General features: G+C 63.9%; 19 protein-coding genes. 10 read left to right on the top strand and 9 right to left on the bottom strand.

What is annotated here, in order from left to right:
- Nucleotides 1-38 precede the first annotated feature (38 nt).
- Nucleotides 39-1,637 carry an ABC-F family ATP-binding cassette domain-containing protein gene (locus EB835_RS04690; RefSeq protein ID WP_135808318.1) on the top strand — a complete coding sequence of 533 codons (1,599 nt, stop codon included), beginning with the start codon at nucleotides 39-41 and terminating at the stop codon, nucleotides 1,635-1,637.
- Between the two features lie 6 nt (nucleotides 1,638-1,643).
- On the opposite strand, the gene EB835_RS04685 is transcribed toward EB835_RS04690, so the two are convergent.
- Genes EB835_RS04685 through EB835_RS04675 form a run of 3 tightly spaced genes read right to left on the bottom strand, consistent with a single transcriptional unit; the run spans nucleotide 1,644 to nucleotide 3,270 of the window.
- On the bottom strand, nucleotides 1,644-2,549 hold the full coding sequence (locus EB835_RS04685) for an SURF1 family cytochrome oxidase biogenesis protein (protein ID WP_135808317.1): 906 nt from the start codon (nucleotides 2,547-2,549) through the stop codon (nucleotides 1,644-1,646).
- The gene (locus EB835_RS04680; protein ID WP_135808316.1) at nucleotides 2,546-2,758 is read right to left on the bottom strand and encodes a hypothetical protein; all 213 of its coding nucleotides are present in this window, start codon (nucleotides 2,756-2,758) and stop codon (nucleotides 2,546-2,548) included. Before EB835_RS04680 ends, EB835_RS04685 begins: the two co-directional genes overlap by 4 nt.
- On the bottom strand, nucleotides 2,755-3,270 hold the full coding sequence (locus tag EB835_RS04675; RefSeq protein WP_240688549.1) for a DUF3099 domain-containing protein: 516 nt from the start codon (nucleotides 3,268-3,270) through the stop codon (nucleotides 2,755-2,757). The genes EB835_RS04680 and EB835_RS04675 overlap by 4 nt, the downstream gene beginning before the upstream one ends.
- A gap of 100 nt (nucleotides 3,271-3,370) precedes the next feature.
- On the opposite strand from EB835_RS04675, the gene EB835_RS04670 reads away from it, so the two are divergent.
- From EB835_RS04670 to EB835_RS04660, 3 genes are all read left to right on the top strand, one after another.
- Nucleotides 3,371-4,081 carry a beta-ketoacyl-ACP reductase gene (locus EB835_RS04670; protein WP_135808315.1) on the top strand — a complete coding sequence of 237 codons (711 nt, stop codon included), beginning with the start codon at nucleotides 3,371-3,373 and terminating at the stop codon, nucleotides 4,079-4,081.
- 147 nt (nucleotides 4,082-4,228) lie between these two features.
- On the top strand, nucleotides 4,229-4,987 hold the full coding sequence (gene fabI / locus EB835_RS04665; protein ID WP_135808314.1) for an enoyl-ACP reductase FabI: 759 nt from the start codon (nucleotides 4,229-4,231) through the stop codon (nucleotides 4,985-4,987).
- An 8-nt stretch (nucleotides 4,988-4,995) separates the two neighbouring features.
- Nucleotides 4,996-5,502: a SixA phosphatase family protein gene (locus tag EB835_RS04660; protein ID WP_135808313.1), complete on the top strand. Its 507-nt coding sequence runs from the start codon at nucleotides 4,996-4,998 to the stop codon at nucleotides 5,500-5,502.
- 112 nt (nucleotides 5,503-5,614) lie between these two features.
- On the opposite strand, the gene serB is transcribed toward EB835_RS04660, so the two are convergent.
- Both serB and EB835_RS04650 read right to left on the bottom strand, forming a co-directional pair.
- On the bottom strand, nucleotides 5,615-6,283 hold the full coding sequence (serB, locus tag EB835_RS04655) for a phosphoserine phosphatase SerB (RefSeq protein ID WP_135808312.1): 669 nt from the start codon (nucleotides 6,281-6,283) through the stop codon (nucleotides 5,615-5,617).
- On the bottom strand, nucleotides 6,280-7,014 hold the full coding sequence (locus EB835_RS04650) for a hypothetical protein (RefSeq protein ID WP_135808311.1): 735 nt from the start codon (nucleotides 7,012-7,014) through the stop codon (nucleotides 6,280-6,282). The genes serB and EB835_RS04650 overlap by 4 nt, the downstream gene beginning before the upstream one ends.
- 44 nt (nucleotides 7,015-7,058) lie before the next feature.
- On the opposite strand from EB835_RS04650, the gene EB835_RS04645 reads away from it, so the two are divergent.
- The 5 genes from EB835_RS04645 to EB835_RS04625 are packed head-to-tail and all read left to right on the top strand — an operon-like array spanning nucleotide 7,059 to nucleotide 11,412.
- Entirely contained in the window at nucleotides 7,059-7,844 is a 786-nt protein-coding gene (locus tag EB835_RS04645) for an ABC transporter ATP-binding protein (protein WP_135808310.1), read from the top strand.
- 1 nt (nucleotide 7,845) lies between these two features.
- Nucleotides 7,846-8,682, top strand: coding sequence for a sulfite exporter TauE/SafE family protein (locus EB835_RS04640; protein WP_135808309.1), 837 nt, complete (start codon nucleotides 7,846-7,848; stop codon nucleotides 8,680-8,682).
- Between the two features lie 30 nt (nucleotides 8,683-8,712).
- Nucleotides 8,713-9,636 carry a TrmH family RNA methyltransferase gene (locus EB835_RS04635; protein WP_135808308.1) on the top strand — a complete coding sequence of 308 codons (924 nt, stop codon included), beginning with the start codon at nucleotides 8,713-8,715 and terminating at the stop codon, nucleotides 9,634-9,636.
- Between the two features lie 34 nt (nucleotides 9,637-9,670).
- Nucleotides 9,671-10,609: a Fic family protein gene (locus EB835_RS04630; protein WP_135808307.1), complete on the top strand. Its 939-nt coding sequence runs from the start codon at nucleotides 9,671-9,673 to the stop codon at nucleotides 10,607-10,609.
- A gap of 32 nt (nucleotides 10,610-10,641) precedes the next feature.
- Nucleotides 10,642-11,412 carry a phosphatase gene (locus tag EB835_RS04625; RefSeq protein WP_135808457.1) on the top strand — a complete coding sequence of 257 codons (771 nt, stop codon included), beginning with the start codon at nucleotides 10,642-10,644 and terminating at the stop codon, nucleotides 11,410-11,412.
- Nucleotides 11,413-11,475: 63 nt separating this feature from the next.
- Here the strand turns inward: EB835_RS04625 and EB835_RS04620 are convergent, their stop codons facing one another.
- A complete protein-coding gene (locus tag EB835_RS04620; protein WP_135808306.1) occupies nucleotides 11,476-12,027 on the bottom strand; it encodes a YbaK/EbsC family protein in 552 nt (183 codons plus the stop codon).
- A gap of 177 nt (nucleotides 12,028-12,204) precedes the next feature.
- Here EB835_RS04620 and EB835_RS04615 point away from each other — a divergent pair, with 177 nt between their 5' ends.
- Nucleotides 12,205-12,459: a type B 50S ribosomal protein L31 gene (locus EB835_RS04615; RefSeq protein ID WP_009375892.1), complete on the top strand. Its 255-nt coding sequence runs from the start codon at nucleotides 12,205-12,207 to the stop codon at nucleotides 12,457-12,459.
- 185 nt (nucleotides 12,460-12,644) lie between these two features.
- Here EB835_RS04615 and EB835_RS04610 read toward each other — a convergent pair whose 3' ends face one another.
- The 3 genes from EB835_RS04610 to EB835_RS04600 form a co-directional block, all read right to left on the bottom strand.
- Nucleotides 12,645-13,469, bottom strand: coding sequence for a PfkB family carbohydrate kinase (locus EB835_RS04610; protein WP_135808305.1), 825 nt, complete (start codon nucleotides 13,467-13,469; stop codon nucleotides 12,645-12,647).
- Between the two features lie 45 nt (nucleotides 13,470-13,514).
- The gene (locus EB835_RS04605) at nucleotides 13,515-13,979 is read right to left on the bottom strand and encodes a tRNA (cytidine(34)-2'-O)-methyltransferase (protein WP_135808304.1); all 465 of its coding nucleotides are present in this window, start codon (nucleotides 13,977-13,979) and stop codon (nucleotides 13,515-13,517) included.
- 90 nt (nucleotides 13,980-14,069) lie between these two features.
- The gene (locus EB835_RS04600; RefSeq protein ID WP_240688547.1) at nucleotides 14,070-14,810 is read right to left on the bottom strand and encodes a class I SAM-dependent DNA methyltransferase; all 741 of its coding nucleotides are present in this window, start codon (nucleotides 14,808-14,810) and stop codon (nucleotides 14,070-14,072) included.
- Nucleotides 14,811-14,905: the final 95 nt, after the last annotated feature.

The following is a 14,905-nucleotide window of genomic DNA, read 5'->3' as shown; positions in this document are numbered from 1 at the left end:
TTTCTGGCCGAGATGATCGGCCGCAGTTTGGAGACAGAATGATTCAGGCTTCCGGCCTCGAAGTCGCCGTCGGCGCCCGCACACTCATGTCCGAGGTGTCCTTCCGTGTCGACAAGGGCGATCGGGTCGGTCTCGTCGGCCGCAACGGCGCCGGCAAGACGACCCTGACGAAGGTGATCATGGGCGGCCATCCGGCGTCGGAGGGGTCCGTGTCGATCTCCGGCACCGTCGGCTACCTGCCGCAGGACCCACGCAGCGGCGACCTCGAAGCCACGGGCCTCGAGCGCATCCTCTCCGCCCGTGAGCTCGACGTCCTCGTCAAGCGATTGCGCAAGGCCGAACGCCAGATGGCTTCACCCGATGAGAAGGTGGCGACGAAGGCCATCGACCGCTACCCGCGCATCGAGGCCGAATTCATCGCCGCCGGCGGTTATGCCGCGGAGTCCGAAGCCTTCGCGATCGCCGCGAACCTCGGCCTCGACGAAGATCTGATCAGTCAGGAGATCGGGACCCTCTCCGGCGGTCAGCGCCGCCGTGTGGAACTCGCCCGGATCCTGTTCTCAGCTCCGGACACGATGATCCTCGATGAGCCGACGAACCACCTCGATGCCGAATCCGTGCTGTGGCTGCGCGACCATCTCAAGGCATACTCCGGTGGACTGATCATCATCAGCCACGACCTCGACCTCATCGATGAAGTGGTCAACAAGGTGTTCTTCCTCGACGCCACACGTCAGACCATCGACATCTATTCGATGGGCTACCGGCTCTACCTCAAACAGCGCGAGGACGACGAGCGACGCCGCCGCCGCGAACGTGCCAATGCTGAGAAGAAGGCTGCGGCCCTCAACGCTCAGGCGAACAAGATGATGGCGAAGGCGACGAAGACCGTCGCGGCACAGCAGATGGCCAAACGCGCCGACCGACTCCTCGCCGGGCTCGAAGACGAACGCGCCACGGAGAAAGTCGCGAACCTGCGCTTCCCGGCCCCGGCCGACTGTGGTCGCGTGCCGCTGACGGCTGAGGGACTCTCGCGCAGCTTCGGCTCGACCGAGGTGTTCACCGGCGTCGACCTCGCCATCGACAAGGGCACACGAGTCGTCGTACTCGGCTACAACGGGGCGGGGAAGACGACGCTGCTGCGCCTGCTCGCTGGCCTCGACGAACCCGATTCCGGAGAAGTCGTTCCCGGCCACGGGCTCAAGCTCGGCTACTACGCTCAGGAGCACGAGACCCTCGACCTTGAGCGCACAGTGCTCGAGAACATGTCGCGGAACTCCCCGCATCTCGATGACACCGCAGTGCGCAATGTGCTCGGTTCATTCCTGTTCTCCGGCGATGACGTCCACAAACCGGCCGGGGTGCTCTCCGGTGGTGAGAAGACGCGTCTGGCTCTGGCGACTCTGGTGGTCTCGAGTGCGAATGTGCTTCTGCTCGATGAGCCGACGAACAACCTCGATCCGGCCTCCCGCGAGGAGATCCTCTCGGCGATCCGCCGCTACGAGGGTGCGATCGTGCTCGTCACCCACGATGAGGGGGCTGTGTCCGCGCTCGATCCCGACCGTGTGCTGCTGCTGCCCGACGGCGACGAAGACCTGTGGAACGACACGTATCTCGATCTCGTCACCCTCGCCTGAGCAGGCTCACTGAGAGCGGAAGCGCTCCTCGAACAAGGCATCCTCTTCGGCTTCGTCGTGCCCGCGCACGGTGGGCGAGGCCCAGCGATTGCGCCCGTAGCGGCTGCCCGGTTGGCTGCTGATCTTCGCACCTGCGTCGAGGGCGGCCTTGTCGATGACGACCATTCCGCTGTCGGCATCGCTGCGTTCGACGACCTCGGCGGAGGCCTTGCGTTCTCGACGGGCCGAGATCACCACGGCGATGATGATCATGATTCCGAAGGCGAACCACTGGAGCATATAGGACAGGTGGTTGCCCGGATCGAGCTCGGGCATCGGAAGCGGGGTCAGTCCCTCCTCCGAGGCACCACCGGTCTCCTCCGGTGAGGCCTCGACGTACACATTCGAGTAGCCGTCAGCCATTCCGGGGATGCGTGCGGGATCGATGGCCCTGATGAGGCCCTGCGGATTCTCGTCGTCGGAGCCGTCCTGAGCGGGACGCAGATGAGTGACGACCGTCTGCTCACCCTGCGGTGCAGGCGGCACGGAATCCTGTTCTGCGGTGAAGCCGCGGACGACGGCGATCGTGGATCCGCCGGTGACCTCGAACGGAGTGACCACGTAGAAGCCGGGTGTGTCCTCGACCGTGCGGTTGCGGGCGAGGACGGTGTCCTCGTCGGAGTACCGTCCGCTCAGCTCGACCTGAGTCCATTCGTCGGTGGTGGCCAGTGTGGACTTCGGTTTCGGCAGCACCGAGGAGATGTCGACGGGGTCGGCGGAGTAGTTCGCGGTGATCGTCGCGATCTCCTGCTCGCGCTGATCGCGGCGGTCCTTCTGCCACAGGGCGAGGAACACGCAGGCGATGATGACGATGATCGCCATCGCGATGTACTTGAGCCAGCGTGCGGAGAAGAGGAAGGAATAGCGGCTCAACCGGCGTCCTCCGGAATCTCGTCGACGGAGACGTCGGTGATGAAGAAGTCGCGCAGCGTCAGGAAGTCACGCAGATAGTCCAGGTGTTCGTCACAGGCCAGCCACGTCTTCTTCCTGTCCGGAGTGTGAACGCGGGGGTTGTTCCACAGCAGGGCGCGGGTCGCGAACGCCCGGCATTCCTTCGCGGAACACTGCAGCTGCTCGCTCAAGCCTGGTCACTCCTGTCGTCATTCTCTTCTACGGTCTCACCCGGGATGGTCTCACCGGAGGTGGTGTCATCCGGGGTGGTCTCATCCCGGTGTGGGCCGGTCGCTGCGGGGGCACCTTGTGGACCTGCATCGTCGACAGTCTCTTCGTCGACGGCATCACCGTCGAGGGTGTCCCCGGGGATCGTCTCACCGTGAGCCGGCGGCAGTTCCGCCAGCGGAGCCTGATCGAGCAGTGCCGAGCGGTCATCGCGTGTGCGTTCCCGGCCGGCGTTGGCGAAGATCACCGCCGGGTAGGGCAGGGCCACGGCTCCGGCAACACACACCCACATGAGGATGTGCATGTCGGCGACGAAAGCGAAATAGGCGGCCACGAAGCAGACCGTCCTGATGCCCATGGTGATCGAATACTTGATGATCCGAGACCTCATATCGTCATCAAGGGCGGTGTCTGCCGTTGTGATCTGCTGCGAGTGCCTGACCATATCCTTCTTCGATCGATGACTGCCAAACATGATACTCGTCCTTTGTGAGAGTCGTATCCATCGGCCAAGGGACAGGATAGGTTTGTCCACGATAGATTTGAAGTACACAGTCGATCAACAGGAGACCAACGTGTCAGAACCACGCACAGTCCTCGTCACCGGCGGCAACCGCGGAATCGGTCGCACCATCGCCGAGGAATTCCTCGCCCAGGGGGACAAGGTGGCAGTCACCTCCCGCAACGGTCAGGCCCCGGAGGGAGCGCTGGCCGTGGCCGCCGATGTCACCGACAGCGAATCGATCGATCGGGCGTTCACCGAGATCGAGGAGAAGCTCGGTCCCGTCGAGGTCGTCGTGGCCAATGCCGGAATCACTGCCGACAACCTGCTCATGCGGATGAACGATGACGAGTTCGAAGACGTCATCAACACGAACCTCACCGGTGCCTTCCGGACCGTCAAGCGCGGAATCACCGGGATGATCCGCGCGAAGAAGGGCCGCATCGTCCTCATCTCCTCGGTGTCGGGTCTCTACGGGGTGCCCGGTCAGGCGAACTACTCCGCGTCGAAGGCCGGGCTGGTCGGCTTCGCCCGTTCCATCACCCGTGAGGTCGGCTCCCGCGGAATCACCGCCAATGTCGTCGCCCCCGGCTTCATCCGCACGGATATGACCGATGAACTCAGCGAGAAGCAGCAGAAGGAATACCTGTCGACGATCCCGGCGAAACGATTCGCCGAACCCGGTGAGGTCGCCAAGGTCGTCCGCTGGACGGCGTCCGACGAAGCCGCGTACATCTCCGGTGCCGTCATCCCCGTCGACGGCGGACTGGGCATGGGCCACTGACCCAGACGGCGCCGGGCCGGCCACCACCGGATCCTGGGCCGCAGACGATGCGGCCCGGCCGGGCCACAGCCCGTAGACTTCGATACAGAGACACCGCCCGAAGCGGCGTCATGCACACGCAACCACCTTCCTTTCGAAAGGACCACCATGGGAATTCTTGACGGAAAGCGCATTCTCGTCACCGGCGTGCTCACCGAGGCGTCGATCGCCTTCGCCGCTGCTCGCATCGCACAGGAGCAGGGAGCCGAGGTCATCCTCTCGAGCTTCGGCCGCCAGATGAAGATCACCCAGGTGATCGCCGAACGCCTGCCCCAGACCCCGAACGTCATCGAACTCGACGCCACGAACGAAGAGGATCTCGCGGCACTGCCCGAACGCCTCGGCGGCAATATCGACGGCATCGTCCACGCCATCGCGTTCGCGCCGAAGGACGCCCTCGGCGGAGTCTTCCTCGACACCCCGTGGGAGTCGGTCTCGGGCGCCATCCACGTTTCGGCATACTCGCTCAAGGCGATCGCCGTCGCGGCCAAGCCTGCGCTCAACAAGGGTGCCGGAATCGTCGGTCTCACGTTCGACGCGACCATCTCCTGGCCCGTCTACGACTGGATGGGTGTGGCCAAGGCCGCCTTCGAATCGACCGCCCGTTACCTCGCCAAATACGTCGGCGAGGACGGTGTGCGCGTCAACCTCGTCTCAGCCGGACCGCTGAAGACCACCGCCGCCACCTCCATCCCCGGCTTCGGCACTCTGGAGGACATGTGGGGCGACCGCGCACCCCTGGGCTGGGACCAGACGGACACCACTCCTGCCGGAAAGGCCATCGTCGCGCTGCTCTCCGACTGGTTCCCCGCCACCACCGGTGAGATGGTCCACGTCGACGGCGGCTTCCACTCCACCGGAGCCTGAGACAGCTCATGCCTGTGCTCATCCTCGCTCGCCACGCGAAGGCGGAAGCGCACGGTCCGACCGACTTCGAACGGTCACTGGACCCAAAGGGCCTGGCTCAGGCGGTCGAAGCCGGAGCCGAGATCGCCGAACGCTGGTCACCCGATGTGGCCATCGCTTCAGCGGCCCGACGCACCGTGCAGACAGGGCAGGCAGTCGTCGAAGCCGTCAACCGTGCGCACGGAGGATCACTCGACGAACCGGGTGAACTGGATCTGCGTGAGGATCCCTCCTTGTATGCGGGGTCCGTCGACGATTGGCTGGATGCGATCAACTCCATCCCTGCAGACGCAGAGTGCGCGTATATCGTGGGTCATCAGCCGACCGTCGCCGAGGTGGTCGGCCACCTCAATCCGGAAGGCGGGGTTCCCGGTGCATTCCGTCCCTCCTCGATCGCGGTCTTCGACCTCGAGAGCTGGGACGTGGAGCCGGGACAGTACCCGGCCCCGCAGATCCGGGTCTTCCACGGAGTCTGAGCTGACGCATCCGCAGCGCTGAACGAACCCATGAACTGAGGCCCTCCGAGTCGTTCGGAGGGCCTCAGTGACCGTCAGAAGGCAGCGCCGAGGAACGTTCGCTCGCGCGCACTCAATCGTTCGTCCCAGCGTCGATGATCGTGAGCACCTCACGCAGGTCCCGCTTCGTCACGGACTCATCGGCAGCCTTAACGAGAGCCGGTTTTGCGCAGAAGGCGATGCCCAGCCCGGCAGCTTCGATCATGCCGATGTCATTGGCCCCGTCACCGATCGCCACCGAGGCGGCGCGGTCGTATCCGCCGGCTGCCAGCAGATCCTCGAAGATCTCGGCCTTGGCGCTCGGGTCGATGACTCGTCCGCTCGTCCGACCGGTGAGATGCCCGTCGACGACCTCGAGTCCGTTGGCGAAGACGTCGGTGATGCCAGACTGCGCGGCCACCGGAGCGATGATCGCGGTGAAGCCGCCCGACACCAACGCCACCTGACCACGGGAGGAATGCACCGCCGCGACCAGGTCGGCAGCCCCCTCGGTGAGGGTGATCTGCTCCCGCACCTCATCGAGCACTGTCTCCGGCAGACCGCTCAGAAGTGCGACCCTTTCGGCCAGGGAGGCGGCGAAGTCGAGCTCACCGGCCATGGCACGTTCGGTGATGGCAGCGACCTGGTCCCCGACTCCGGCATGGGCGGCGATGAGGTCGATGACCTCTTCGTTGATGAACGTCGAATCGACGTCCATGACGAGCAGTTGGACGGGGATCTGGGAGGCTGAAGTCTCATTCACCCCTTCATGGTAGCCACAGCCATGATGTAGTCCGCGGCGGCGGGGTGCAGCTGAGACAGCAGAGCCCCGAACTGCGGCGGGGCGACCGTGGCCGGTGCGAGCACCGAGCGCATCCGGTGGTGGATGTCGAGGGCGGCGTAGATCGCCCGGGAATCCGCTTCGGTGGGGATGAGCCGCGAGATCGGGTGCATCGTCGACAGTTCCTCCTGCCAGTCCCGCCATGGTCCCTGCCGCCATTCCTCGGGGACGTCAATGGTCTCGATCAGCCGCAGACCTTCCATCACCAGCAGCCGCAGACGACGCAGCGCCTCCGCAGCGGTTCCGACCGTGACCGGACGGAACACCGTGGGCTGGCAGGCGAGGATCTCCACGTTCGCCTCGGCGCCGATGAGGGCGATCGCCGCCTGTTCGTCACCGCGGTGAAGGACGACGGGGGCGCTGTGGCGCCCGACCTTCGTCCGAGCGGTGCGATCGACCGGGGGAGTCGTATGCGGCAGCGACGGGTGGTGCAGCGCCAAGCGGGCATGAGTGATTCCGGCGGCGGCCGCCGCGGCTGCGAACAGCAGCAGGCCGGTGGGTACGGACGTGTCGAACACCTCATCGGAGACGATGAGAGGAACATCACGTTCATCATCGAGGAAGGCAGAGGCGACCTCGTCAGGGGGCAGCGTCGAGCGCAGACGGTGGTTGATGGCCAGTGTCAGCAGCAGTGAGTCGGTCGTGAGGTCCATGTCGAACCAGGATAGACGGCTCGTCTGCGATAGAGTCTGAGGATATGAGTGAAGTCCTGAATCTGGATTCCGTGTCCGTGCGCCGGGGGGCCAATTTCCTCCTCGACGATTTCTCGCTGGCCGTCGCCGAGGGCGAACATTGGGCGGTGCTCGGACCCAACGGTGCGGGCAAGACGACTCTGCTCGAACTCGCGGCCGGCCGCATGCATCCGACGACGGGTACGGTCAGCATCCTCGAGGAGCAGCTCGGACGCGTCGACGTGTTCGAGCTGCGTCCGCGCATCGGCTATGCCTCGACGATTCTGGCCAACCGCATTCCGAGCTCCGAAGCGGTCCTCGACACCGTGCTCACCGCCGCCTACGGCGTCACCGGACGCTGGGTGGAAGAATACGAGCAGGATGATATCGACCGCGCTCACGATCTGCTGGCCGCCTTCCACATCACGCACCTGGCCGATCGCACCTTCGGCACGCTGTCCGAAGGCGAGCGCAAACGCGTGCAGATCGCGCGTGCGCTCATGACCGACCCGGAACTGCTGCTGCTCGACGAGCCGGCGTCGGGACTCGACTTCGGGGGGCGTGAGGAGCTGCTCGGTGCGCTCTCGGAGATCCTGTCGTCGAAGTGGGCACCGGCGACGATCATGGTCACCCACCATGTCGAGGAGATCCCGGAGGGCATCACACACGTGCTGCTGCTGTCCGAGGGCACCGATCTGGCCGCCGGCCCGATCGAAGAGACCCTGACGGCCGAGAATCTCGCTGCGACCTTCGGCATCGACGTCAAGCTCACCCGGGACGGCCAGCGCTACCACGCACGTTCCGCTCTCTGAGATGGAGCTGCTGTCGAGCCTGAGCCTCGAACCGTGGCAGATCGGTCTCATCGTCGTCGCCGGAATCGCGGCGGGTGCCATCAATGCCGTCGTCGGGTCCGGAACGCTCATCACCTTCCCAGCGCTTGTCGCCTTCGGGGTGCCGCCGGTGGTGTCGACGATGAGCAACGCGGTCGGTCTGATCCCCGGCAATATCGCCTCCTCATTCGGATACCGCGAAGAGCTGCGAGGGCAGTGGAGACGGATCCTCGGGTTCGTTCCCGCCTCCCTGCTCGGGTCTCTGACCGGGGCGTATCTGCTGTTGCACCTGCCCGAGGATGCCTTCGAGACGATCGTTCCAGTCCTCCTCTTCGTGGCTCTGATCATGGTTGTGGGACAGCCGTACCTCTCGCGCTACCTGAAGAACCGGTCGCTGCGTCGAGCCCAGGAATCCGGAGTCGAACACATGGCCGCCGAGGCGGGGGACACGCTGACGACAGGACGGTACCTGGCCGTCCTCCTCGTCGTCTTCCTCACTGCGATCTACGGCGGATACTTCGCCGCCGCGCAGGGCATCATCCTCATCGCCCTGCTCGGTCTGCTGCTGCCCGATGACCTGCAGCGACTCAACGGACTGAAGAACGTCCTCGTCCTCGTCGTCAATACGGTCTCGGCGAGCACCTACATCATCGTCGGTCATGATCGGATCAATTGGATCGCCGTCATCTGCATCGCCATCGGCTCGCTCATCGGAGGGTATTTCGGGGCGCGGATCGGCAGAAGGTTCTCGCCGGTGCTGCTGCGCACGGTCATCGTGATCCTCGGACTCGTCGCGATCTGGCGGATCGTCACGCTGTGATCGGAGACGAGCAGTGAACGGAGCACCGCCGTGAACACTCCGGCCAAAGCTCCTCTGACGAGGCGCCAGATCATCGATCGCGCGAGTGAACTCGGGATCGGCTCCGAGCGCCTGCGCTTCTTCGACGAGGACGTGCTCGCCGCGGACGCATCCCGAACCTCTGACTCCGGATCGGTCACTGCCGCCGAACTGCACGACTACACGCAGCTGACCGACGTGGCCCTGCGCCGAGTGCGCGAACCCGCCGAAGGCCTCTTCATCGCCGAGTCCTCGAAGATCATCCGCCGGTCCCACGCCTCCGGAATGGTGCCCCGGTCCTATCTGACGAGCCCGAAATGGCTGTTCGACTTAGCCGATGTCATCGCGACCAACGATGTGCCGATCTTCATCGGCACGGATGCCGCCGTCGAATCGCTGACCGGCTTCCACCTCCACCGCGGCGCCCTGGCCGCCATGCACCGTCCGACTCTTCCCGCTCCCGCCGCAGTGGTCGCCGATGCCAGACGCATCGTCGTCATCGAGGACATCGTCGACCATACGAATGTCGGTGCGATCTTCCGGTCGGCAGCGGCCTTCGGCGTCGACGCCGTTTTGGTGACCCCGCGCTGCGCCGATCCGCTCTATCGCCGGTCGATCAGAGTGTCCATGGGCACGGTGTTCCAGGTTCCCTGGACCCGCATCGGCTCCTGGCCCGACGGCATCCGCACACTCCAGGACGCTGGTTTCCATGTCGCGGCCCTTGCCCTCGATGACGATTCCGTGGGGCTGCGCGATTTCGCTGACATTGCTCCCGAACGCACCGCGGTCATCTTCGGCACCGAAGGCGACGGCCTGCATCGATCGACGATCGCCGCGTGCGATTCGACCGTGATGATCCCCATGAGCGGGGGAGTCGACTCCCTCAACGTCGCGGCCGCCTCGGCGGTGACTTGCTTCGCCCTGCAGGAGGGGTAAAGGCTGAGTCAGTGCTTCAGGCTACGGTGTGATCATGAGTGAGTCGGTGGAAATCTTTCGAACTGAAGATGGCGGCGTCCGGTTGGATGTACGTACTACACGGGACTCTGTGTGGCTGACACGAAAACAGTTGGCTGAGCTGTTCGGCCGGGATATCAAGACGATCGGCAAACACATCGCTAATGCCCAACGCGAAGAACTCGCCGGCCTTCCAGTTGTCGCAAAATTTGCGACAACTGCATCGGACGGAAAGACCTACCAGGTCGAACACTACGACCTCGACCTGGTGCTCTCTGTCGGATACCGGGTGAAATCGGCAGAGGGGGTGCGCTTTCGGAAATGGGCGAACAACGTTCTCCGGCGATATGTGATCGACGGCGCTGCACTCAACGAACGGCGGCTGTCTGAGATCGGCACGATCGTGTCCGTTCTGGCTCGGTCGAATGACGAACTGGTGTCGGGAGTGGCAGATGTGCTTTCGACCTACGTTCCGAGCTTCTCGCTCCTGCGCGACTTCGATGAGGGCAGCATCCTTGCGTGGCCGAATACGGCGCCGGACTGGTCGCTGACGGTGGAAGGTGCACGCGACATCATCAGACGTTTGGCACAGAGGTTCCCCAACGATCAACTCTTCGGAAACGAGCGCGGTGACGGTCTGGAAGGCATCATTGGGGCGATCTACCAAGGATTTGGCGACCACGAGCTTTATCCCACAGTTGAGGAAAAGGCCGCGAATCTGCTCTACTTCGTTGTCAAGGACCATCCTCTTTCCGACGGGAACAAGCGCAGTGCAGCTGCTCTGTTCGTCACCTTTCTCGATCGCAACAATGCACTGATCGGCCGCGACGGGCATCAGCGCATCGCGAACAACGCTCTCGCCGCCATCACGCTGCTGGTTGCTATGAGTGATCCTTCAGAGAAGGAGCTGATGATTGCTCTCATCATTCGTATGATCATCCCGGAGACATGTTGACCAGAACCACCCTCGAGAGCGAGCGAATGTCGATGAACCGCAGCACCTTAGCCCATGCCCTTGAAGCCGGACGCATCACCGGTGAGGTCGCCACACCGAGGGAGAACAACCTCTCCCATATCCGCCGTTTCCTCGACCAGGAACGACAGTTCGACTTCGGCGTCGAGCTGACCCGCGACTGGGACTTCGAATCCGTGTTCGCGCTCATGGTCGAACGCTGCGGTCTGCGGCCCGATCCCGAATTCGTCGAAGGCGTGGACACGATCTCCACAGACAGATGCATCGCGGCCCTGGAGAAGCTCGCCGAGGCGGTCGGTGAGGTCAGCCGTGCCGGTGGCCGGATCCTCTTCGCCACAGGTCACCCGGCCGGGCTCCTGCCCGTCCACATGGCCATCGCCCGAGCCGCGAAGTCCGCCGGAGCGGTCATCGACACTCGGGATCACTTCATCCCGGTTCCGGAGATCGGCGGTGACGTCCGGCAGATCAACAACGTCTGGACCTGGCACCTGCACGGCGGCAGCCCGCACACCCACCTGGCAGAACCTATGCATGCGCTTCTCGACGATTTCGCTGCCCGCGGCGGATCGGCTCCCGAACTCGTCGTCGCCGACCATGGGTGGGCCGGAGCTGCCTCGAGCAGGGGACTGCGGACCATCGGCTATGCCGACTGCAATGATCCGGCGCTCTTCGTCGCCGAATCGCAGGGGCAGATCGAGGCGACCGTCCCGCTCGATGACGATGTGGTGCCGAACCTCTATGCCCCACTCATCGATTTCGTCATCGCACGAGCCGGACTGGACTGACAGGCGGGACCGTTCCGACAGGTGCCACCGGACAGACCGGTGGCACCGGACCGAACGACACCGTCAATCGATCTCGTTGGCCAGGTCCTCGATCACCTCGGCGCCGGGTAGGGACGCAAGGGTGGAACCGGAGAGAAGCAGCTTGGAGCCGCGGATACCGGAACCGATGATGAGTTCGTCGGCCTCGGCGACCCGGGAATCGATGAGAACCCGGTAGTTCTCTGGCAGACCGACCGGTCCGATCCCGCCGTACTCCATCCCGGATTCGCTCACGGCGCGCTCGAGCGGGAGGAATGAGGCCTTACGGACGTCGAGGAGCTTTTTGACTCGTTTGTTGACATCGGCGCGGGTGTTCGCGAGCACCATGCATGCGGCGATGCGTTCTTCGCCGCCCCGTGAACCGGCTACGAGGACACAGTTCGCGGAGGTGGCCGGAGGCAGATCCGTGGCACCGAGGAGAGCTGCGGTGTCCGCGATCTGCGGATCGATGGCGAATACGTCGACATCCCCGGAAACCGTCTGAAGAGCAGCGGCCGTCGATTCGGCCATGAGCTCCGGAGCTTCTGCGGCGGATTGGAGATTGAACTGGGTGGAGAGGCGTTCCTTCGTGGTCATGGCCACAGTGTAGGAGATCCGTGTCGAATCGCTTTGTCTGGGCCCATCAGTTAGAATTGACTGTCGCTCCGTGTCCGGTTCCTACGGTTCGGAGCGTGTCCAGCAGACGAATTCGGGCACTGGCAGATGGGTCGGACCCATATCAGGCGCCTGAAAGAATTCAGCAGAGGTAAGAATATGAAGAAGGACATCCACCCGGAATACGCGCCGATCGTGTTCAACGATCTGGCTTCCGGCACCAAGTTCCTCACCCGCTCCACCGCTAAGAGCGACAAGACCATCGAGTGGGAAGACGGCAACACCTACCCCGTGATCGACGTCGAGATCTCGTCGGCCTCGCACCCGTTCTACACGGGCAAGCAGCGCATCCTCGACTCCGCCGGCCGCGTGGAGAAGTTCAAGGATCGCTACAAGGGCTTCGGCAAGCGCTGATCTCAGGCGTTCCCAACAGCTTCATACGAACTGCCCCGCACACCGAGAGTGGTGTGCGGGGCAGTTTGCTGTCTGCAGACCGTCTGTGTCCGATGCGACGTCCCCGCGGGGACGCGTCAGGTCGCGTCCTCTTCCCGTGGGGACGAGATGGATTGTGTCCCTGCTGGGACACAGCCTCTCACAGATCAGTCGACGGTGACCGAGACCTCGGAGGAGGGACTCACCCGAGCCGCCGGGTGGTAGAGCGACGCGACGCCGGTCGCGTTGTCGAGGCAGTTCGCGATTCCGTGAGCGACCTTCTCCTTCGCGGAGACGACGGCGTCCTTGATGTCCAGACCGGTGGCGAGGCCCGCCGCAATCGAGGAGGCGAAGGAGCAGCCGGCCCCGTTGACGAGTTTGTCGTTGACCTTGCGCGAACGCAGAGTCGTCACGGTCTCACCGTCGAAGAGGATGTCGACGGCATCATCTCCGGCGAGGCGGGCCCCGCCCTTGACGACGACGTTCTTCGCACCCTGCCCGTGGATGATCTTCGCAGCCTCGATCATGCCTTCGACGGAGTCGATGGGGTCGAGACCGGCCAGGGTCGCAGCCTCTTCGAGGTTCGGGGTGACGACGGTGGCCAAGGGCACGAGGTTCTCGACGAAGAGATCCTTGAGATCGACCATGGTGCCTGCGCCCTTGCACACGAGTACGGGATCGAAGACGTAGGGCAGTTCGTTGGTCTTCAGCTCTTCTGCGAGGACCAGTGCCGAGTCGACGGAGCCGAGCATGCCGGATTTGATGGCGGTGAACTCGTGCACGGCCAGCGTCGATTCGAGCTGACGGGTCACGACCTCTGGCTCGATGAACTCGAGGACGTGAGCGAATCCGTCATTGGGATCGAAGGTGACGATGCAGGTGACGACGGCAGTGCCGAACGCACCGTATTCGTCGAACATCTTCAGGTCGGCTTCGAGTCCGGCTCCTCCGGAGACATCGGATCCGGCGACGGTGAGCACCTTTGCGGTCATAGTGGTCCTTTCAGGTAAAGCGTTCGCGAAGAAGTCTACGCGGGTTCAGGCCCCTGCGTAGCCGTGCTGGCGCCAAGCTTCGTAGATGGCGATCGACGCCGAATTCGCCAGGTTGAGTGAACGGCGTGCCGGCAGCATGGGAATCCGCACCGCCATGTCCACATGCTCGTCGTTGATGACCTCGTCGGGCAGCCCCGTCGATTCGCGGCCGAAGAGGAGGACATCGCCGTCTTGGTAGTCCACCTCGGCGAAGGAATCGTCCGTGTGTGTGCTGAACGCGATCACCCGACGCTCACCGAGGTGGCCCCACAGCTCATCGATCGACCGATGAACGGTGACATGGGCGAGGTCGTGATAGTCGAGACCGGCTCGGCGCAGCTTCGCATCGGAGAGATCGAAGCCGAGGGGTTCGACGAGATGGAGATGGACTCCGGTGACCGCTGCGAGTCGGATCGCGTTGCCGGTGTTGCCGGGGATCTCGGGAGTGTGGAAGACGATGTCGATATTCATATCCCCCTCATCTTCTCACCCCGCGATCTGCTGGTCAGACAGTGCAGTCGCACTTTCGCCTGCACTGTCCTGCCGCTGTGGTGAGTATGATCACTGGTCCGTCTTTCGCACGAGCAGGTAACCCTGTCGGTTCGCCTCCGGATAGCGGCCGACCCGGTCGGGTTCGCGTTCGAGTCGGGTGGCCGGAGTGAAACCGTGCGGTTCGAGGGCGGTGAGGACCTGATCGATCGAACGACGGTGGAACTCGAGATCGACAGGGAAACCTGCGAGATCGGAGACGTGGTCGATCCGGTCGCCGAGTTGGAACGCCAACTGGAACCAGCCGCCCGGACGGAGGACACGAGCCGCCTCGGCGAAGGCGGGAGCGAGCACATCATCGGGGACGTGGATGGTCGAGTACCAGGCGACGAGGCCGGCGTAAGAATCGTCGGCATAGGGCAGGGCGGCCATCGACCCGACATCGAACGGAAGCGTCGGATAGAGAGCCCGGGCGAGTTCGATCATGGCAGGGGAGAGGTCGAGGCCACGTGGGGTGAGCCCGAGAGCGGCGAGGAATGAGGTGATGCGACCGGGGCCGCAGCCGATGTCGAGGACTTCGGACGAGCCGGTGCCGAGGACAAGTTCGGAGAAGGCCCCGAGGACTGCCCGGTCATGGGGTTTCGCGGTGAGTTCATCGGCGACCCAGTCCGTGTAGGTCTGCGCGATCGCTTCATAGGAATCGCGCGTGGTCGCCTCATGGGTGCGCATTTCATCAGCCGGGGACGCCTGTGCCATGTCTGCGCCGTGGCCGTTGTCTGCGCTGTGGCCGTTGTCTGCGCTGTCGTCAGTCATGACGTCACCCTACCCGCCGGTGGTGACATGGCCGCTGCGGAGGAGCTCGATGATCAGCTTGACTGCGTAAACGAAACTCAATCGAACTGAAATCA

The organism is Brevibacterium sp. S22, assembly GCF_004745485.1.
GTDB lineage: Bacteria > Actinomycetota > Actinomycetes > Actinomycetales > Brevibacteriaceae > Brevibacterium.
Note: the sequence above shows the minus strand (reverse complement) of the source record. Positions and strands in the feature narration are given on the sequence as shown.

Excerpts from the sequence above, each read along its gene's own strand:
- EB835_RS04650 (WP_135808311.1), bottom strand. The coding sequence starts at position 7,014 with ATGGACCTCACGACCGACTCACTGCTGCTGACACTGGCCATCAACCAC.
- EB835_RS04610 (WP_135808305.1), bottom strand. The coding sequence starts at position 13,469 with ATGACCGCAAAGGTGCTCACCGTCGCCGGATCCGATGTCTCCGGAGGA.
- EB835_RS04645 (WP_135808310.1), top strand. The coding sequence starts at position 7,059 with ATGAGTGAAGTCCTGAATCTGGATTCCGTGTCCGTGCGCCGGGGGGCC.
- EB835_RS04660 (WP_135808313.1), top strand. The coding sequence starts at position 4,996 with ATGCCTGTGCTCATCCTCGCTCGCCACGCGAAGGCGGAAGCGCACGGT.
- EB835_RS04630 (WP_135808307.1), top strand. The coding sequence starts at position 9,671 with ATGAGTGAGTCGGTGGAAATCTTTCGAACTGAAGATGGCGGCGTCCGG.
- EB835_RS04605 (WP_135808304.1), bottom strand. The coding sequence starts at position 13,979 with ATGAATATCGACATCGTCTTCCACACTCCCGAGATCCCCGGCAACACC.
- EB835_RS04640 (WP_135808309.1), top strand. The coding sequence starts at position 7,846 with ATGGAGCTGCTGTCGAGCCTGAGCCTCGAACCGTGGCAGATCGGTCTC.
- EB835_RS04620 (WP_135808306.1), bottom strand. The coding sequence starts at position 12,027 with ATGACCACGAAGGAACGCCTCTCCACCCAGTTCAATCTCCAATCCGCC.
- EB835_RS04625 (WP_135808457.1), top strand. The coding sequence starts at position 10,642 with ATGAACCGCAGCACCTTAGCCCATGCCCTTGAAGCCGGACGCATCACC.
- EB835_RS04690 (WP_135808318.1), top strand. The coding sequence starts at position 39 with ATGATTCAGGCTTCCGGCCTCGAAGTCGCCGTCGGCGCCCGCACACTC.
- EB835_RS04615 (WP_009375892.1), top strand. The coding sequence starts at position 12,205 with ATGAAGAAGGACATCCACCCGGAATACGCGCCGATCGTGTTCAACGAT.
- EB835_RS04600 (WP_240688547.1), bottom strand. The coding sequence starts at position 14,810 with ATGACTGACGACAGCGCAGACAACGGCCACAGCGCAGACAACGGCCAC.
- fabI (WP_135808314.1), top strand. The coding sequence starts at position 4,229 with ATGGGAATTCTTGACGGAAAGCGCATTCTCGTCACCGGCGTGCTCACC.
- EB835_RS04675 (WP_240688549.1), bottom strand. The coding sequence starts at position 3,270 with ATGTTTGGCAGTCATCGATCGAAGAAGGATATGGTCAGGCACTCGCAG.